The following is a 16,349-nucleotide window of genomic DNA, read 5'->3' as shown; positions in this document are numbered from 1 at the left end:
AGGAGCTTGAAATTGATCTGCGAGCTCCTATTGGCCGATCAAAGCCATTAAAAATGAATTATTCGGACAGCGCATTTTTTCTATTCATCGCAGCCGTATTCCCAAGCTACTATCTCGTCCGCACGTCAACATTGCAGTTGCTTGTCCTGGTAGTTGCCTCACTCTTCTTCTATGCATGGCAGTCTCCACCTCTGCTCGGGGTATTTCTTTGTGCCTGGTTGATTACCAGCTTGTCAAGTTACGGTGTGCTTACGGCCAACACCCCACTGCAGGCGAAGTTTTCCGCAACTGTCGGCGTGTTGATGAACCTGGGCTTGCTGGGTTTTTTCAAGTATAAGGTTTTATGGATCCATGATTTTTCGGATATCGCAGCCAAGGGATCTCATTCACTAGGAGACTGGCTTGTTCTCGCACCTCTCCCCATCGGGATTTCCTTCTACACGTTTCATGGCATCAGTTTGATGGTTGATGTCTATCGGAAAAATAGCGCAATTGCTATCGAGAATTCCGGCATGGATGGCGTAATGAAGCACCTTGCCAACACTCTGCTATATCTCGTTTTTTTCCCCCAGTTGATTGCCGGGCCGATCATCAAGGCGAAGGACTTTTTTCCACAAGTCGGCCATAAGTATCTTCAAGAAATTGATTTCGCGGCGTGTTTCCGCATCCTGGTTCTCGGCTATTTTCTAAAGACTGTCGTTGCCGATAACCTTGGCGAACAAACGGCATGGATGGCCTATCCGCATTTCCAGCGGAAATCTTCGCTTGAACTGTTGCTGCTGCTTTACGGATATTCTGCACAAATATTTGCCGATTTTGCCGGGTACTCGCTGATCGCAATCGGAATCGCGAAACTATTTGGGTACCGTCTCCCTGACAATTTTAACTTTCCGTATCTGTCGAGTTCGATTTCCGAATTCTGGCGGCGCTGGCATATTTCGCTCTCAAGCTGGTTGCGTGACTATCTGTATATTCCGTTGGGCGGCAATAAATACGGGGTACTACGTACCTATGCCAACTTGATTGTGGTGATGTTTCTGGGAGGCTTGTGGCATGGTGCGGCCTGGAGTTTTGCTTTCTGGGGATTGTGGCACGGTGTCGGCCTGGTCATGGAAAGGCCCTGGCAAAAAAGCTGGTTCATGACGAGCGATCACCCATTTCTAAGAGGCTTTCGTGTCTTCCTGGTATTCAATTTTGTAAGTTTTGGATGGTTATTCTTCAAGCTTCAGGATTTTTCACAAGCCTGGGCGTATCTTGGCTCGCTGTTGCACAATGGGGTCAGTGGTAGCGAACTATTGAGAGTGTTCATGGTTGTAACGTTCAGCTCAATTGTTTTTGCGTATCATTTTTTTGGTGCGTACAACAGGAAAATTTCGCCTCAGTTGCAGAGTGTCCTCTATGGAATAATGCTGTTCCTAATAGTTACCAACTCTGGGCCCTCAACCCCGTTTATTTATTTTCAATTCTGATTTTGAAGATTTCACTGGCAGTCGCGTCAATCCTCATTGGAGCCTATGGAGCTCTTCTTGGATATCGCCAGATGGAACCTGCCACACCACTACAAAGGTATTGGAAACAAAACCGCAGTACGGTTGCAATGTATCTTCAGAACACCAAGGCACCGGTTGTATTTACGGGAAGTTCGCTTACGGTGACCCTTGAATTCAGAGAGGCCGATAAGTGCGTCTATAACCTTGGATTAATTGGCGAATCGGCATTGACCGGGCTCGACATCATCACAGAGTCATTGCACAAGCCGCGCGTAGTTTTTGTTGAAGTTAATTTCCCCGGACGGGATAGCAATAAAATTCTGATTAATGAGGCATCCGGATTTCTTGCAAAAAACTTTCCGGAATTCACTTATACATCGCCGATTAGCCTTGCCGGCAATATGCTTGTCAGTTTTTATCATATTTTAAAAGACAAGCCTCAAGAAGAAAATAACAGTAATGTTAAACCGGATACGGAAGAAGCTCGCAAGAAAGAGCTCGCATTACAGAGTGAAAGTTTCAACCTGCCTTTGCCAACTATTCTCTTGACGACAAAAATCGCCGAATTCAGAGCCAAAGTGAATAATCTGGAAAATAACGGGGTCAGGGTCGTGTTCTTTGAAATGCCCGTCCATCCGGAACTGGAAAATACAAACCAAGTCATACAGGTCAGAACAGCCTTCCGAAGCGCTTTTCCAGATAACAAGTTTATTGGTTTCGAAGAGTTGGCTGATGGTATTGAAATAAACCCCGCTGATGGCTTGCATCTGAATGTTAATGACGCGAATGGCGTAATAAGGAAGCTGAAATTCTATTTTGCTAATGATTGCTGATGAAGGCGGCTTTGAACTTTCGACTGAAAAAGCAGCCAAATGGTAGTCTGATTAAAGAAGTGGTGGAGTTATGAAAAAGACAATTATGTTGGTGCAAGTGCCGGTGCACAAAGGATTCGTAAATCGGCTAAAAGACTCAGAATTCATCAGAGGACTAAAAAAAACGGCGTTCATCCAGCGCTTTCGCGGCGTCTATCATTCAATCAGATTCTATAAAAATTATAAAAAATTTGATTATGGAACCGAATTCCAGGACTATGTTTGTAAGTTACCCTTTGAATATGCTGAAATAACCAACAATGGCGAAATCAGCGCCTGCTGTTACCTGCCAAAAAATTTCGGAAATGCATATAAAAGCTCGTTCAGAAAAGCCTGGAATTCATATTTTGCAAAACAGGTACGCAAGTCCATGCTCAACGGAAGCTTCAAGTATTGCGACAAGACGCGATGCAGGTCGATGCAGTATTACAACGCAAATCTTGTAAAAAAGACTGAAGTTGAAGATGAACGATTGAAGAACATCATTAGGAATTCAGAAATAAACATGAACTCCGACGTCAAGACACTCAGTTTGGGCATGGATTATACGTGTAATCTGGAATGCCCCTCCTGCCGCACCGGCATGAGAAAAATCGGTAAGGATGAGGTAGGTTTTCAACTGGCCAAGTTCAATTCGATCATAAGGGAAATTGGGTCGCAATTGGAAATGATTCATATTTCTGGCGATGGTGACCCTTTTTCAAGCAAGGTTTACCACACTATTTTGTTGAAAACGAACTGGGATCAATATCCAAACCTGAAAATTGGCATCCAGACCAATGGAATAGCGTTGCATGACAGGACGTGGAGCGGTTTGCCACGTTCCGTGAAAAGCAAGATTTCATACATCGGAATTTCCATCGATGGCGCTACCGCTCATACCTATGAAAAATTGAGATTGGGAGGAAAGTTCGAGAAATTGATAAGTAATATTGAATATCTTGCCAACATGCCGGATAAGAAGGATTTTAGTATCAGCCTTAACCTGAACATGATTGTGCAGGTTGACAACTACCAGGAAATGATACCGTTGATCGAGCTGGGGAAAAGGATAGGGGTGGACAAGATTGGCTTCACCTACATGTACAATTGGGGCACTTTCATGCAAACAGAATATGAGCAGAAGGCGGTACATCTGCCGTCCCATCCCGAACATTCAAAGCTTCTTGCAATTCTTGGGAATCCTATTTTCAACGATCCTGTTATTGATGTGGGCAATCTAACCTATCTGAGACAAGCTTGACAGGCGGGTAGGCGTGTGATTTAAAAACAAATTCATGTTTGAATCTACTTCAAAAGCCCAAACGCTCAGGCGAGTCGAGTCCAAGGTATCCTTGTTCAGGGTGCCTGAACTACAGATATTCGACGTGGCCTTTTTCACAGCCTGTCCTGACGAAGTGATTCGTCAGGTACAAAACACGTTTTCCGGCCGTTCCGTAGTGATCCGCTCGTCTGCGACTGATGAAGACGGGGCAAATAATGCATGCGCCGGGGAGTACGACTCCGTTCTTGACGTCCCTTCGGCCGACGCGGGTGCGCTGCGCAGGGCAATCTCCGATGTGATTGCCAGCTACGAGCGCAAGAGGCCGCACAGGGGTAATGATGAAGTCATTGTTCAGGAAATGGTGCTCAACACCAGCATGAGCGGCGTTGTATTTACGCATGATCTGAATACCGGCGCCCCCTATTACGTCATCAACTATGACGACGTATCCGGGCTGACCAATACGGTGACCTCAGGCGGTGGCGAATATGCAAACCGTACACTCTTTATTCACCGTGGGGCGTCACAGTCTCTTCGCTCGGAGCGCTTTCAACGATTGATACATGCGGTACAGGAACTGGAAAGAGTCATGGGTAGCCAGTTTCTGGACGTGGAGTTCGCCATTGGCGAAGACTTTGTCCCCTATCTGCTACAAGTACGGGCGATCACCACTCAGCCCAACTGGAACCGGGCCGTTGCCAAACGCATAGATGCGGCATTACAGGGGATTCAGGCATTTGTCGGGGAACGGCTGCAACCCATGGCCGGCGTCTACGGAAGCACCACGGTACTTGGGCAGATGCCCGACTGGAACCCCGCCGAGATGATAGGGCGGGCGCCTCGTGCCTTGGCTTTTTCGCTCTACAAGACTTTGATCACCGATCATGCTTGGCGCATCGCCAGGGAAGCGATGGGCTACGCTGTTCCGGATGGACAGCCTTTGATGGTTTCACTCGCCGGGCAACCTTTTATCGACACCCGCTTGAGTTTCCACTCCTTCCTGCCCGCCGGTCTAGCACCGGAGATCGGCAACAAACTGGTCGACGCGTGGGTGAAACGGCTGCAGGCTCACCCGGAGCTGCATGACAAGGTTGAATTTGACGTAGCGATCACGACCTACAGCTTCGACATCGAGGAAAAAATCGAGGTGCAGATCGGTGCCACGCTTGATCAGGAAGAGCAGTCGGCATTCAAGGAAGCGCTGCGACAACAGACGCGTACGCTGCTTGCGGATGGCGGCGAGGGCGGCATCCGCAAAGCATTGGCCCGTGTTGAAGCGCTGGCAGGAAAACAGCTTGTCGAGTCTTCGCCAGGCACCGGGGATATCACGGCACTGTTTGGCATAATCGACGACTGTATTCGTCTGGGGACCGTACCTTTTTCGATTCTGGCCCGTCATGGCTTCATTGCGCGGACGATTCTTCTGTCACTCCACCGGCGTGGCATCTTGACGATGGAAGATATCCACCTCATGCAGTCCAGTGTTCGAACGGTCGCCAGCTCGCTGGTGAGCGATATGCGCCGCTTGCAACTTGGCGAACTGTCGCGAACCGATTTCATGGCTAAATACGGGCACCTGCGCCCAGGCACTTATGACATCCTGTCACCGCGTTACGATCAGATGCCGGATCTGGGTATGAACGATTCGCAAGTTCGCCCCGAGCAGGAACAGAGCAAGTTCGAGCTAGATACAAGCCGGAAACGTGAGATTGACCGGCTTCTGTGGGCCGAGGGTTTCCCGGAACTTGACGCCGACAAGTTATTGGCTTACGTTGAATCTGCCACAGTGGGCCGGGAATATGGCAAATTTGTGTTCACCCGCTCGATCAGTTCAATGCTCGAACTCATCGCGTGCTTTGGCGAGCGCAATGGTCTGAGCCGGGATGAAATGTCGCACGTCTCGATTGGTAATTTGCTCGATGTTGTCACTAGAAGCAGTGAGGGCAGTATCGAAGAACGGCTTCGCCTGATCGCTGAAGATGAAGTCGAGCGGCATGCCTTGAGTGTGGCGATACGCCTTCCCCAGGTTTTGTTTGATGTGGCGGGTGTGCATGTCGTTCCATTTCAGGTGAGCCACCCGAACTTCATTACGCACAAGAAAATTACCGCCGCCTGCGTTGGCCTGCCCGTGGGGCAAACATTTCCCGCGCTTGCCGGTAAAATCGTACTGATTGAAAATGCAGACCCAGGCTTCGACTGGATATTTTCTCAACAAATTGGTGGGCTCATTACCAAATACGGTGGCGCAAATTCACACATGGCCATTCGTTGTGCAGAATTTGGTATACCTGCAGCGATCGGCTGTGGTGAGCAGCGTTTCGAGATGTTTATCAGCGCGAATCAGTTGCTTCTTGATTGTGCAGCCGGACTGATTAATCCTCTGCATTAACAGGGATTTTATGGTTATTTGGATTATCGGCCTGTCGGGTACTGGAAAAACAACGTTGGCCACCCAAGTGACTGAGCGAATTCGAAATTTGGATGGTAAGGTTGTTTTATTGGATGGTGATTTGATACGAACACTTTTCGGTAACGATGTTGATCACACCATCGAAGGACGGAGGCGAAATGCCGAACGACTCTCGGTGTTATCAAAATTCCTTGCCGACCAAGGAATACACGTAGTTGCTGCTGTTCTTTCCATCTTTCCTGAATGGCGTCTTTGGAATAGGAAGAATATTCGTGATTATTCCGAGGTATATATCAAAGCATCGATGCAAACTTTGCTAAGACGAGACATAAAAAATTTGTATGCCAGAGCGGCTCGTGGAGAAATTCAGAACGTAGTTGGTGTGGATATCCCATTCCCTGAACCAGAGAATCCAGATTTAATAATTGAGAATGATTCTGATCGTCTGGATTTCAAAGAATTAGTAGACAGAATTGTGGGACTTAAAGTCGTGCAAGAGGCACTCCAGGGTACATGAATTTTCTCGGGTTAATTACTATCTTAGTAGGTGTCGAAGTCAGCTTGTTTTTAATAGTAAATCGGCAGCGACGATGCTTTCCGTGGTTAATTACAGAGGAAGATGAGTCGCCAAGCTTTGACCCTCACGCATTAAAAAAATTTATAGATTCAAGTTTCGATCCACATCTTGGTTGGGTAAGAAGACCTAACTCCAGTGGAATCGAGAAGGGCCAAAAAGGTCCGATAACCTTTCACATTGATTCGCTAGGATCACGAATCAATTCCTTTGAAAAATCACCGCCGGTCATCGCTGCTTTTGGCGATTCCTATGCATTTTGCAGACAGGTAGAAGATGATGAAACATGGGAGGCTCAGCTTGCGCAGCAGGAAGGTTTCGGGGTTTTAAATTTTGGCGTTGGAAATTATGGCGTGGACCAGGCGTTACTGCGTTACGAGGCTATGACTTTACCGGATACGGTACGGGTTATTGTTATGGGATTTGTTCCGGAAACGATTTGCCGGGTACAGTCTTACTGGAAGCATTACCTAGAATTTGGGAATACCTTCGCATTCAAACCACGCTTCATACTCGATCCGGAAGGGAAGTTAGTACTTCTGGAAAATCTTGTACGCAGCGCAGAGGATTTTGCCGGTTATCAGGAAAAACTTTCCGCAATACGCGAGGCCGATGGCTTCTATGAGTCAAAATTCCGCTTTCAGCAGTTTCGCTTTCCTTATATCGTCAGTCTGATGCGCAATCCGCTGCGGCAAGGCATGCTGATTTGTGCAGTGGCGGTTCGCGGAGCCTTTCGTGCTTTAGGTCTTTCAAGCCATAGAACAGAAAATATTCCATTCACATTGGTGATGAAAAACAATCTCTGCGATGCTTACAAACTATACAGTGACAGTAAAGCGACAAAACTTTTAAGTGAAATATTACTGCGATTCAATGGAGAAGCTCGACGGCGCGGGCATTTGCCATTGGTAGTCGTAATCCCGCAGCTGCTTGATCTTAAACTGAATAAAAATAAATTTGCGCCTTATCAAAGGTATTTCAGTGAGTTAGATGAAAATATTCCCGTGCTTGATCTTACCGGTAAATTCATGAATGAGGCATACGAAAAACTCTACATCAACGATCAATACGGTGGTCATCTATCGATTGATGGGAACCGCCTAGTTGCAGAAGAAATCAGGACTTGGCTAGACTCGAATACGAATCAGCAATATTGAAAAGGTAAAGAATAAGATGAGAATTACTTATCGAAATGCAAACAATAAGGATTATTGGACCAAGCGCTGGGACGATATTCCAGCAGATGCCCCAATGGAGAATCCAGAGGTGTATCCACTCAAATATGCCCAGATGACGGTAACCGACAAAATTGGGAAAACCCTCGAGGCAGGCTGTGGCGCCGGGCGTATTTTGCGCTATTACCACGACCGGGGTTATGACATCATCGGCATCGATTTTATCGATGTCGCAATCAGCAAGCTCAAGGAAATCGATCCTAGCTTACAGGCCGAGGTCGGTGATATAACGAATCTGAGATTTTCCGACCAGTCGTTCAAGTATGTGCTGGCGTTTGGCCTGTACCACAACCTTGAACACGGGTTGGATAAAGCCATTCGAGAAACGCATCGAGTGCTGGAGAAGGACGGCTTGGTCTGCGCTTCTTTCCGTGCCGACAACATTCAGACCCGGCTTACAGACTGGTTGGCTAACAGGAAGGCAAAGAACAAAAATGGCGAAGGCAAGGGACGATCTTTCCACAAAATGAACCTGACCCGGAGCGAATACGAACAATTGTTTACACGATCGGGCTTTACAATCGATTTTGTCGGTCCCGTCGAGAACATGCCCATCCTTTATAAATTCGCCATATTTCGTTCTTCTGGCCACAAAAATTTTGATGAGAACAAAGCGAGAATGGAGGGATATCGCCTATCGTGCTTTGGTCAGAAATTGCAAAATTTCCTGATGCATTATTTTCCGGACCAGTTCTGTAATATCTATGTTCTCATTGCCCGGAAGATTTGATCATTAGTCCAAATTGCAAAATTGTCGTTGGCATTACCCAGCGCATAGACAGCGTTCCAGGGCGTACGGAACTCCGCGACGCACTCGATCAGAGGCTTGCCCAGTGGCTGCTACACTCAGGGTTTCTGCCAGTTGCCGTACCTAATACCCTTGCGGTCACCGAAGATGCCGATAAGCCAACGCTTGAAGACTGGGTGCGAGCCATACAACCCAATGCATTGATTCTCTCCGGGGGCAATGACATCGGTGAGCATCCTACGCGAGATGCAACCGAACGCTATCTTCTTTCGTGGGCTGAAGCAAAGTGGATCCCGGTTCTTGGAGTTTGTCGGGGATTGCAAATGATGGCGGTATGGGCTGGTACCAATCTTGTCAAAAAGGGCGGTCATGTCGGAAGCCGGCATCAATTGGTGATTCCTGCCCGAAAGGATGACTGGCCTGCAAATGTGAACAGCTTCCACAACTGGGGCCTGGCGTCTTGTCCGAAGGGGTTCGAGGTTGCAGCGCAAGCAGAAGATAATTCAATAGAGGCAATAAAACATAGTCAATTGCCATGGGAAGGATGGATGTGGCATCCGGAGCGGGAGATGCCATTCTCTCTACAAGATATCAAGCGGCTAAAAAGGTTATTCAATGGACAATGAAGTTGGGTTGAAAGCAATTATTCTTGCGGCCGGTGAAGGTACCCGCTTACGCCCCTACACTCTGGATCGGCCAAAGTGTCTGGTTGAAGTCGATGGATTTAGCCTATTGGATCGCCAGTTGGCCGTGCTGGCAACGGCAGCCATTCATCCCATCGTAGTGATAGGCGGGTATCGCGTTGAAATGCTTGAACGTCCTGGCATCGAGCTACGGGTAAATACCCAATATGCCGAAACCAATATGGTGTGGACGCTGTTTTGCGCTGAAGATGATCTTGAAGGCGAACTGCTTCTTTGCTACGGCGATATTGTTTATTCACGCGAAGTTCTACAAATGCTTCTGAATTCCAAGGCAGACATTGCCGTAACCATTGACCTCGACTGGGAGTCCTACTGGCGCGCGCGCAACGAGAATCCGCTGGATGATGCTGAAACTCTCAAACTGGCCGCCGATGGCCGGATCCTCGAGATCGGGCAGAAACCAAAGTCACTCACGGAAATTGAGGGGCAATACATGGGCTTGATGAAGTTCTCGGCCAAGGGTACGCAACTGCTGAAAAAGACGTTTCATGACGCCAAGTCGGCAGGGGTTCTACGCGGCAAAAAAACGGAGAAAGCCTATATGACCGACTTGCTGCAAGCGATGATCGACCTGGGCTACCGACTCGATGCCGTGCCTGTGCATGGCGGATGGGTCGAAGTGGATACAGTGGACGATTTACTCTCCCCAGTAACCGAAAGTCGCCTGGCTCAGATCGAGTTGTCGATCTGAATATTGGATGGTGGCCACGGGATACATGAAACAAATTATCGATCGTATATTTTCTGAAAGATACGTGAATCACGGCGCTGTAGTCGGCAACGTTGTGCTGTTGCTGATGTACCGGTTTGCCTATCCTTTTGCTGTGTTACTGAACACGCTGCGCCTGAGCCCAAACCAGATTACATCGTGCTCGCTCATGTTTTCTATCGCTGCATTTTTGTCGCTTGTTTTTGATGAAGGCTGGAGGCTGTTCGCAATATTCTGGTCGGGATCGGTGTTATTTGATTTTTGCGATGGCACAGTCGCTCGAATGACAAACAAGGTATCGAAATCTGCATTCCGATACGATCATATGAGTGATATTTTCAAAATCAACCTGGCTGTCTTTGGGGTGGGATTAAGAAACGACGTTACGCTGTACTGGGTGTTGTGCTGTATCTTCATTTTTTGTTATACCTATTCTGAACTGGTAGATCACGATTTAAACACTGCCCTAGCACGAACTGGAAATAAAATCCCCTCTGGTCGGCCAGAAATTCAACCATTAAGGCAAGGGCAGACTCAGGAGAAATCTGGACTCGTGAGCCTGTTGAAAATAAATTTTCCGTTTACGATACAGATACTCAGCAACGTATACGCGATGATCATTGGCTTTAATGGGCATACGCTACTTGTTTTTTTTACTTTTCCGTTTGGTGGATGGGTCACCACCACCGCTCTTCTGTACTTGATATTTATAACTATTTTTTACGCATCAAGGTGTATCAATACCCTACGCCATATGAGTCGATAACGTGAGTCTGGAATTAAATTCTATGAGAAACGCGAGAGTTATCGCATTTTATTTGCCGCAATATTTCCCAATTCCTGAGAACGATGAGTGGCATGGAAAAGGCTTTACTGAATGGACTAATGTCACAAAAGCCAAACCGATGTTTAAGGGGCACTATCAGCCTATTCTTCCCTCAGAATTGGGGTTCTATGATTTACGCGTTCCAGAAACGCGTAAAGCTCAAGCCGATCTTGCCAGAGAGTATGGCGTAGAAGCCTTCTGTTACTGGCACTACTGGTTTGGCGCCGGGAAGCGAATTCTTGAGCGACCTTTCAACGAAGTGCTCGAATCGGGTGAGCCGGATTTCCCTTTTTGTCTGGCCTGGGCAAATGCAAGTTGGACCGGAATCTGGTACGGCATGCAAAACAACATGTTATTGGAACAGAAATACCTTGGTGAGCAAGAAGATACCGAGCATTTTTACTTCCTGTTGAAAGCTTTCAAGGATTCGCGCTACTTGAGAGTGAACAACAAGCCTCTTTTCTTTATTTATGCCCCATTGGATCATCCAGATGTGCAAAATTTTATGCGTTTGTGGCAGAAATTGGCTCAGAAAGAAGGTCTTGATGGCGTATTTTTTGTTGGGGCATTATGGGGTAGCGAGGACTTACCAAACTTTTCTGGAACAGCAAGAATAGATCCTTTCGAACTGCCTGGGCAAAGTAAACTTAACAAGGCAATCTCACTGATTAAACAACGATTTTTTGGCTACCCAAGAAGAATTGTTGATTACGATGATGTTGTTGAATGTTTGAAAAATCGCGCTCTAAAAGAAAACGAATTTCCTGTAATCACCCCGAATTGGGATAACACGGCAAGAAGTGGAAGTCGGGGGTCTGTCATTACTAATTCTACGCCGGAAAAATTCGATCTAATGTTGAAGAACGCGATAAAGAAAATTGAACGCAGGGATCCAGATGAGAGAATTATTTTTGTTGAAGCCTGGAATGAATGGGCTGAGGGAAATTACCTGGAACCCGATATAAAATTCGGCAGGGGTTTCCTTGAGGCAATCAGGAAGAATATTTTTTCGGCATTATCGACATGATTGAGTATATTCGTCATGCTGATGAAGTTCTTGCGGTTATTCTCCGCGCCAATTTTTATTCGGAAGGCATTGAATTTTTTACACCAGCTCATTTTTCCCAGCAGCTGGGCTATATGAACAGACCGCAGGGCTACATGATACCGCCGCATGTGCATAATCCGGTGGCGCGCGAGGTTCAGTTTACCAAGGAGGTCTTGATCATCAAGACCGGCAAGGTTCGAGTAGATTTTTACGATGATGATCAAAGCTATCTCGAAAGCCGTATTTTATACCAAGGCGATATCGTGCTACTGGCCTTTGGCGGCCATGGCTTCGAAATGCTGGAAAGCAGCGAAATTATCGAAGTAAAACAGGGGCCTTACGCAGGTGATGCGGACAAGACACGCTTTTGTGGAATTGAAAGCGCGGCCGCTAGGATCGTTCAATGAGCATTATTAAAAAGATTAAAAAACATGGATTGGTACGCTCAGCGAAACTTGGCCTTTCCATGATTTTCAGGAATGCGGGTAGGGCTTACAATAAGCACAGGGTTCGTAACGCACCGACGTACAATAATCCGACTGCTGAAGATTTTGTAAACATAGAAATTAACCTCAAGAAACTTGGTGTCAAGGTAAAGGATTACTCCCCAAGCATTCAGGATTTCATTCAGTTTCAGTCTGCCGGATTTTTTCCTCCGGATTATCATGGTGGATGCCCTATTCCGGTGTGGGAAGAGAAGTTGCTAGAGCATTGGGTTGCTTCCGATCGGTTGGGGTTGCGCGCATATCAGTCGGAAGATATTTACGTGGATATTGCAGCCGGAAGTTCGCCATGGGCAATGGCATTGCGGCAACACGCAGGAATTTCGGCTTTTGCAATTGATCTCAACGAAGTCGGTGAGCGCTACAAAGATCTGCCGTATTACAGGACAGAAAATGCAACTGCGACAAATTTTTCTGATGCGTCCGTCACTGGCGCATCGCTGCAATGTGCCTACGAAATGTTTGCCGGAGACAATGACTCTAAATTGCTCAAGGAGTTTGCGCGGATTCTTAAGCCCGGTGGGAAGGTAATCATATTGCCTCTCTACATGCATACGCACTACTGTGCATTCTCAACCCCGGAGTATTTTGGGAAAGGTCATTCTGATCCGGTTGCGATAGAGTATGCATGCCTTGATTGGGAGGGAATACCGTCGGCCAGATATTATGATGGAAGCGCACTTAAGCAACGCGTCTTGGATGAAATAGATCAGCTTGGTATGCGCTATCAACTACTTGCATTGAGAAACAAGGCTGATCTTGGAAAAAACATTTATTGCCACTTTATTCTCGAAATCACCAAATGAGCTTCGTACCGGTTAACGAACCTCTTCTCAATGGCAACGAAGAGAAATATCTCATCGAATGTATCCGCACAGGGTGGATTTCCTCCGAAGGACCTTTCATTAAGCAGTTTGAGGAACAATATGCTGCCCGTGTTGGGCGTAAGTACGGAGTGGCAGTATCAAATGGATCGGTGGCGCTCGATGCCGCTGTGGTGGCGCTGAATATTGGTCCGGGTGACGAGGTCATCCTGCCGACGTTTACAATCATTTCCTGTGCGGCGGCCGTGGTGCGTGCCGGGGCGGTGCCCGTGGTGGTGGATTGCGACCCTGCGACCTGGAACATGAATATTGCGCTGGTCGAAGAGCGCATCACGCCCCGAACCAAAGCAATCATGGTGGTGCATATCTTTGGCTTGCCGGTGGACATGGACCCACTGCTGGAATTGGCCAGAAAGCATGGCCTGAAGGTCATTGAAGACGCTGCCGAGATGCACGGTCAGACCTATAGAGACAAGCCGTGTGGGAGCTTTGGCGACATCAGCACGTTCAGCTTCTATCCCAACAAGCTTATCACCACTGGTGAAGGCGGAATGATCGTAACGGATGATCCGGTCCTTGCCGAAAAATGCCGTTCCCTGCGTAATCTTTGTTTCATCCCCGAGCAGCGTTTCATTCACGACGAGTTGGGCTGGAATCTTCGCATGAGCAATTTGCAGGCGGCGTTGGGTGTGGCGCAACTCGAACGGCTTGATGAGTTTGTGAAAATCAAGCGTCGCATGGGCGCGCGTTATATGGAGTTGCTGAGCAACGCCCCTGGAATCCAGTTGCCTGTGGCGCACACGGATTACGCCGACAACATCTACTGGGTGTATGGCATGGTGCTGGATGATGACGTGCCCTTTGATGCCAAAGAGGCGATGGCCCGCCTGGGAAAACTGGATGTTGGTACACGCCCATTTTTCTGGCCAATGCATGAGCAGCCCGTGTTTCGCAAGATGAATCTGTTTGCCGACGAAAGTCATCCTGTGTCGGAACGAATTGCTCGCCGTGGATTTTACATCCCTAGCGGAATGGCGCTTAGCGACGATCAAATTCAACGCTCGGCAGCCGCAGTAATGGAAATCTTGCGATGACCCAAGTTTTTGACGCTTATGCACGTTATTACGAATTGCTTTACCACGACAAGTGTTATGCCGCAGAAGCGGACTATATCGCTTCGCATATTAGGAAACAGGCGCCCCAAGCAAAAAGCATTTTAGAACTGGGTTGCGGCACGGGTTCCCATGCCGAACACTTGGCACGTATGGGTTATACAGTTCATGGTGTTGATATGAGCGAAGAGATGCTTGCCCGTGCTGATGCACGCAAGGCAGCTTTGCCTGTCGAGGTAGCTGCCAGGCTATCTTTTGGCATCGGAGATGTCCGCTCTGTGCGTACAGGAGAACGCTACGACACGGTGATTTCGCTTTTTCATGTCGTGAGCTATCAGGCGACAAATGCTGATCTCATTGCCGCTTTTGAAACTGCAGCGGCGCATTTGTCGCCCGGCGGGCTCTTCCTTTTCGATTTCTGGTATGGGCCGGCAGTGTTAACACAAAAGCCGGAAGTGAAAGTCAAACGGCTGGAAGACGAGAAAATCAAGGTAACCCGGATCGCCGAGCCAGTGATGCACGTGAATGAAAATCTGGTGGATGTGAATTACACGGTATTTGTCGAGGCGAAGGCGACGGGGAGAGTAGAACAGGTGAGGGAGACGCATCGGATGCGCTACCTGTTTTTGCCGGAGCTGAATCAATTACTGTCAGACGCTGGCTTTGAAGTGTTAGACCAATACCAATGGATGGGAAATCAAGCCCCGGACGAGGCTAGCTGGGCCGGCTTCGTGATCGCCAGAAAATGATTCAGTCCGTTCTCCATGTTCTTAATGGCGAGCGGGGGCTGGGTACCTACCCAAGCGTTTATAACGCCATGCAGGTTTTATCCGAGCATGGATGGGAAAACCACATTTTTACCGGCGGCACGATTGATGGATTTGAGTCCATCATCAAGGACCGCCATGATTTTGTCGGCGGGTATCTGCGCCGCGCATACCAGCTTGCTCGACTGAAAGGTGATTTTGATCTCGTAATTTTGTACGAGCCACGAGATGTCGAGATTTATCAGCTTTCACGTTTAATGATGGGAAAGGTCGAAACGAAGTGCCTTGCCCATCACAGCCTTGAGATTCCGACTGAATCGTGGAGGGGCTCTCTTCTAAACTCCTTGGCACATCGTTTCCTTTACCAAGGATATCTCAGGATTGATCGACTGATTATTCAGGATGTAGTCAGAAAAGATCTTTTGCTCAAGTATTTCCCTGCGCTCAATGAAATCAAGTGCAATTATGTGCCGAACTCTTACCTTCCTGAACTTGAGCCAGTATCGGAAAAAATAAGATGGTTCGATGAGTTGAGAGCTGAAAAGCGTTGGTTTGTTTTGTACGTAGGTGCGATTGAGCGCTGGGCGCTTTCTCTGGATTTGTTCAGAAGCATCAAGGATATGAAAAATGTTGGTTTTCTGTTTAGTGGATGGTCTAACGATGGGCTGGCTCAAGATGCAGTGGCGTTGTGTAGCGGCTTGAATCACATCCACTTTGATTTAAGAATCAAAGATAGAGCCGAATTCAACTATATGGTGAAAAATTCAGATCTTGGACTAGTCTTTTATGACTCCAATGACCCTAACGTAGCGGTGATCGGCTTGTCTTCCGGAAAACTGCACAAGTTTCTGTCCTACGGAAAACCAGTTGTCATAAATGAATTGCCTTCGATGAAGGTGTTTCTGGAGGACAACGGTTTCGGATTGTCCAGCCATCCACAGGACATTCCCGGGGCCATAGCCGGAATTTTTAGTGACTATGAAAACCATGTTGATCACATCAATAAAAAGTACGTTTCGATGATCAATTATCGGTCTGCCTACAGTGAGTTTATTGATTCATTACCCTTTGGGACAGTAGCATCATCAAAACAGTAACCGTAATTGAGAAGCACAAAATTTTGGTCCTTCAGACATTTCTGTGGGTCAGTAGTACGCTTTCGCGCATGGTCTTCAAGGAGGGCGTGCGATGGAAAGCGTGGAGTTGTATCGGCAATTGCTGGGTCTGACGTTGCCGTGGGCGGTGGAGCGAGTCGAATTGGAT

The 16,349-nt window shown here is 47.6% G+C and carries 16 protein-coding genes; all 16 read left to right on the top strand.

The features are described 5' to 3' along the window. The first annotated feature begins 53 nt into the window (after positions 1–53). The 16 genes from Q1J43_RS08475 (at position 54) to Q1J43_RS08400 (ending at position 16,183) form a co-directional block, all read left to right on the top strand. Positions 54–1,469, top strand: a complete 1,416-nt coding sequence (locus tag Q1J43_RS08475; protein WP_301102037.1) for an MBOAT family O-acyltransferase — start codon at positions 54–56, stop codon at positions 1,467–1,469. A gap of 71 nt (positions 1,470–1,540) precedes the next feature. Further along, positions 1,541–2,323 (top strand): hypothetical protein, encoded by a 783-nt coding sequence (locus Q1J43_RS08470; protein WP_301102035.1) that lies wholly within the window; start codon positions 1,541–1,543, stop codon positions 2,321–2,323. A gap of 70 nt (positions 2,324–2,393) precedes the next feature. Beyond that, complete coding sequence (locus Q1J43_RS08465) at positions 2,394–3,605, top strand: SPASM domain-containing protein (RefSeq protein WP_301102034.1); 1,212 nt, start codon at positions 2,394–2,396, stop codon at positions 3,603–3,605. 34 nt (positions 3,606–3,639) lie between these two features. Next, a complete protein-coding gene (locus tag Q1J43_RS08460) occupies positions 3,640–6,015 on the top strand; it encodes a PEP/pyruvate-binding domain-containing protein (protein ID WP_301102033.1) in 2,376 nt (791 codons plus the stop codon). Positions 6,016–6,025: 10 nt separating this feature from the next. Further along, entirely contained in the window at positions 6,026–6,553 is a 528-nt protein-coding gene (locus Q1J43_RS08455; protein ID WP_301102032.1) for an adenylyl-sulfate kinase, read from the top strand. Next, on the top strand, positions 6,550–7,767 hold the full coding sequence (locus tag Q1J43_RS08450; RefSeq protein ID WP_301102031.1) for a hypothetical protein: 1,218 nt from the start codon (positions 6,550–6,552) through the stop codon (positions 7,765–7,767). The genes Q1J43_RS08455 and Q1J43_RS08450 overlap by 4 nt, the downstream gene beginning before the upstream one ends. A gap of 16 nt (positions 7,768–7,783) precedes the next feature. Then, positions 7,784–8,575, top strand: a complete 792-nt coding sequence (locus Q1J43_RS08445) for a class I SAM-dependent methyltransferase (protein WP_301102030.1) — start codon at positions 7,784–7,786, stop codon at positions 8,573–8,575. Next, on the top strand, positions 8,572–9,219 hold the full coding sequence (locus Q1J43_RS08440) for a gamma-glutamyl-gamma-aminobutyrate hydrolase family protein (RefSeq protein WP_301102028.1): 648 nt from the start codon (positions 8,572–8,574) through the stop codon (positions 9,217–9,219). The genes Q1J43_RS08445 and Q1J43_RS08440 overlap by 4 nt, the downstream gene beginning before the upstream one ends. Beyond that, the gene (locus Q1J43_RS08435; RefSeq protein WP_301102026.1) at positions 9,209–9,988 is read left to right on the top strand and encodes a phosphocholine cytidylyltransferase family protein; all 780 of its coding nucleotides are present in this window, start codon (positions 9,209–9,211) and stop codon (positions 9,986–9,988) included. Before Q1J43_RS08440 ends, Q1J43_RS08435 begins: the two co-directional genes overlap by 11 nt. Before the next feature lie 25 nt (positions 9,989–10,013). After that, positions 10,014–10,772, top strand: coding sequence for a CDP-alcohol phosphatidyltransferase family protein (locus tag Q1J43_RS08430; RefSeq protein ID WP_301102024.1), 759 nt, complete (start codon positions 10,014–10,016; stop codon positions 10,770–10,772). Position 10,773: 1 nt separating this feature from the next. After that, positions 10,774–11,859 carry a glycoside hydrolase family 99-like domain-containing protein gene (locus Q1J43_RS08425; RefSeq protein ID WP_301102023.1) on the top strand — a complete coding sequence of 362 codons (1,086 nt, stop codon included), beginning with the start codon at positions 10,774–10,776 and terminating at the stop codon, positions 11,857–11,859. Next, the gene (locus Q1J43_RS08420) at positions 11,856–12,287 is read left to right on the top strand and encodes a hypothetical protein (RefSeq protein WP_301102022.1); all 432 of its coding nucleotides are present in this window, start codon (positions 11,856–11,858) and stop codon (positions 12,285–12,287) included. The genes Q1J43_RS08425 and Q1J43_RS08420 overlap by 4 nt, the downstream gene beginning before the upstream one ends. Further along, complete coding sequence (locus tag Q1J43_RS08415; RefSeq protein WP_301102021.1) at positions 12,284–13,189, top strand: methyltransferase domain-containing protein; 906 nt, start codon at positions 12,284–12,286, stop codon at positions 13,187–13,189. Before Q1J43_RS08420 ends, Q1J43_RS08415 begins: the two co-directional genes overlap by 4 nt. Further along, positions 13,186–14,301: a DegT/DnrJ/EryC1/StrS family aminotransferase gene (locus Q1J43_RS08410; protein WP_301102020.1), complete on the top strand. Its 1,116-nt coding sequence runs from the start codon at positions 13,186–13,188 to the stop codon at positions 14,299–14,301. The genes Q1J43_RS08415 and Q1J43_RS08410 overlap by 4 nt, the downstream gene beginning before the upstream one ends. Next, positions 14,298–15,068 (top strand): class I SAM-dependent methyltransferase, encoded by a 771-nt coding sequence (locus tag Q1J43_RS08405; protein ID WP_301102019.1) that lies wholly within the window; start codon positions 14,298–14,300, stop codon positions 15,066–15,068. The genes Q1J43_RS08410 and Q1J43_RS08405 overlap by 4 nt, the downstream gene beginning before the upstream one ends. Further along, on the top strand, positions 15,065–16,183 hold the full coding sequence (locus Q1J43_RS08400; protein ID WP_301102018.1) for a hypothetical protein: 1,119 nt from the start codon (positions 15,065–15,067) through the stop codon (positions 16,181–16,183). Before Q1J43_RS08405 ends, Q1J43_RS08400 begins: the two co-directional genes overlap by 4 nt. Positions 16,184–16,349: the final 166 nt, after the last annotated feature.

The organism is Propionivibrio sp., assembly GCF_029255185.1.
Taxonomy (GTDB): Bacteria; Pseudomonadota; Gammaproteobacteria; order Burkholderiales; family Rhodocyclaceae; genus Propionivibrio.
This window is presented reverse-complemented; position numbering and strand designations above follow the sequence as displayed.

What these genes read in the sequence shown, in the direction of transcription:
- Q1J43_RS08475 (WP_301102037.1), top strand. Translation starts at nt 54, where the DNA reads ATGAATTATTCGGACAGCGCATTTTTTCTATTCATCGCAGCCGTATTC.
- Q1J43_RS08470 (WP_301102035.1), top strand. Translation starts at nt 1,541, where the DNA reads ATGGAACCTGCCACACCACTACAAAGGTATTGGAAACAAAACCGCAGT.
- Q1J43_RS08465 (WP_301102034.1), top strand. Translation starts at nt 2,394, where the DNA reads ATGAAAAAGACAATTATGTTGGTGCAAGTGCCGGTGCACAAAGGATTC.
- Q1J43_RS08460 (WP_301102033.1), top strand. Translation starts at nt 3,640, where the DNA reads ATGTTTGAATCTACTTCAAAAGCCCAAACGCTCAGGCGAGTCGAGTCC.
- Q1J43_RS08455 (WP_301102032.1), top strand. Translation starts at nt 6,026, where the DNA reads ATGGTTATTTGGATTATCGGCCTGTCGGGTACTGGAAAAACAACGTTG.
- Q1J43_RS08450 (WP_301102031.1), top strand. Translation starts at nt 6,550, where the DNA reads ATGAATTTTCTCGGGTTAATTACTATCTTAGTAGGTGTCGAAGTCAGC.
- Q1J43_RS08445 (WP_301102030.1), top strand. Translation starts at nt 7,784, where the DNA reads ATGAGAATTACTTATCGAAATGCAAACAATAAGGATTATTGGACCAAG.
- Q1J43_RS08435 (WP_301102026.1), top strand. Translation starts at nt 9,209, where the DNA reads ATGGACAATGAAGTTGGGTTGAAAGCAATTATTCTTGCGGCCGGTGAA.
- Q1J43_RS08430 (WP_301102024.1), top strand. Translation starts at nt 10,014, where the DNA reads ATGAAACAAATTATCGATCGTATATTTTCTGAAAGATACGTGAATCAC.
- Q1J43_RS08420 (WP_301102022.1), top strand. Translation starts at nt 11,856, where the DNA reads ATGATTGAGTATATTCGTCATGCTGATGAAGTTCTTGCGGTTATTCTC.
- Q1J43_RS08415 (WP_301102021.1), top strand. Translation starts at nt 12,284, where the DNA reads ATGAGCATTATTAAAAAGATTAAAAAACATGGATTGGTACGCTCAGCG.
- Q1J43_RS08410 (WP_301102020.1), top strand. Translation starts at nt 13,186, where the DNA reads ATGAGCTTCGTACCGGTTAACGAACCTCTTCTCAATGGCAACGAAGAG.
- Q1J43_RS08405 (WP_301102019.1), top strand. Translation starts at nt 14,298, where the DNA reads ATGACCCAAGTTTTTGACGCTTATGCACGTTATTACGAATTGCTTTAC.
- Q1J43_RS08400 (WP_301102018.1), top strand. Translation starts at nt 15,065, where the DNA reads ATGATTCAGTCCGTTCTCCATGTTCTTAATGGCGAGCGGGGGCTGGGT.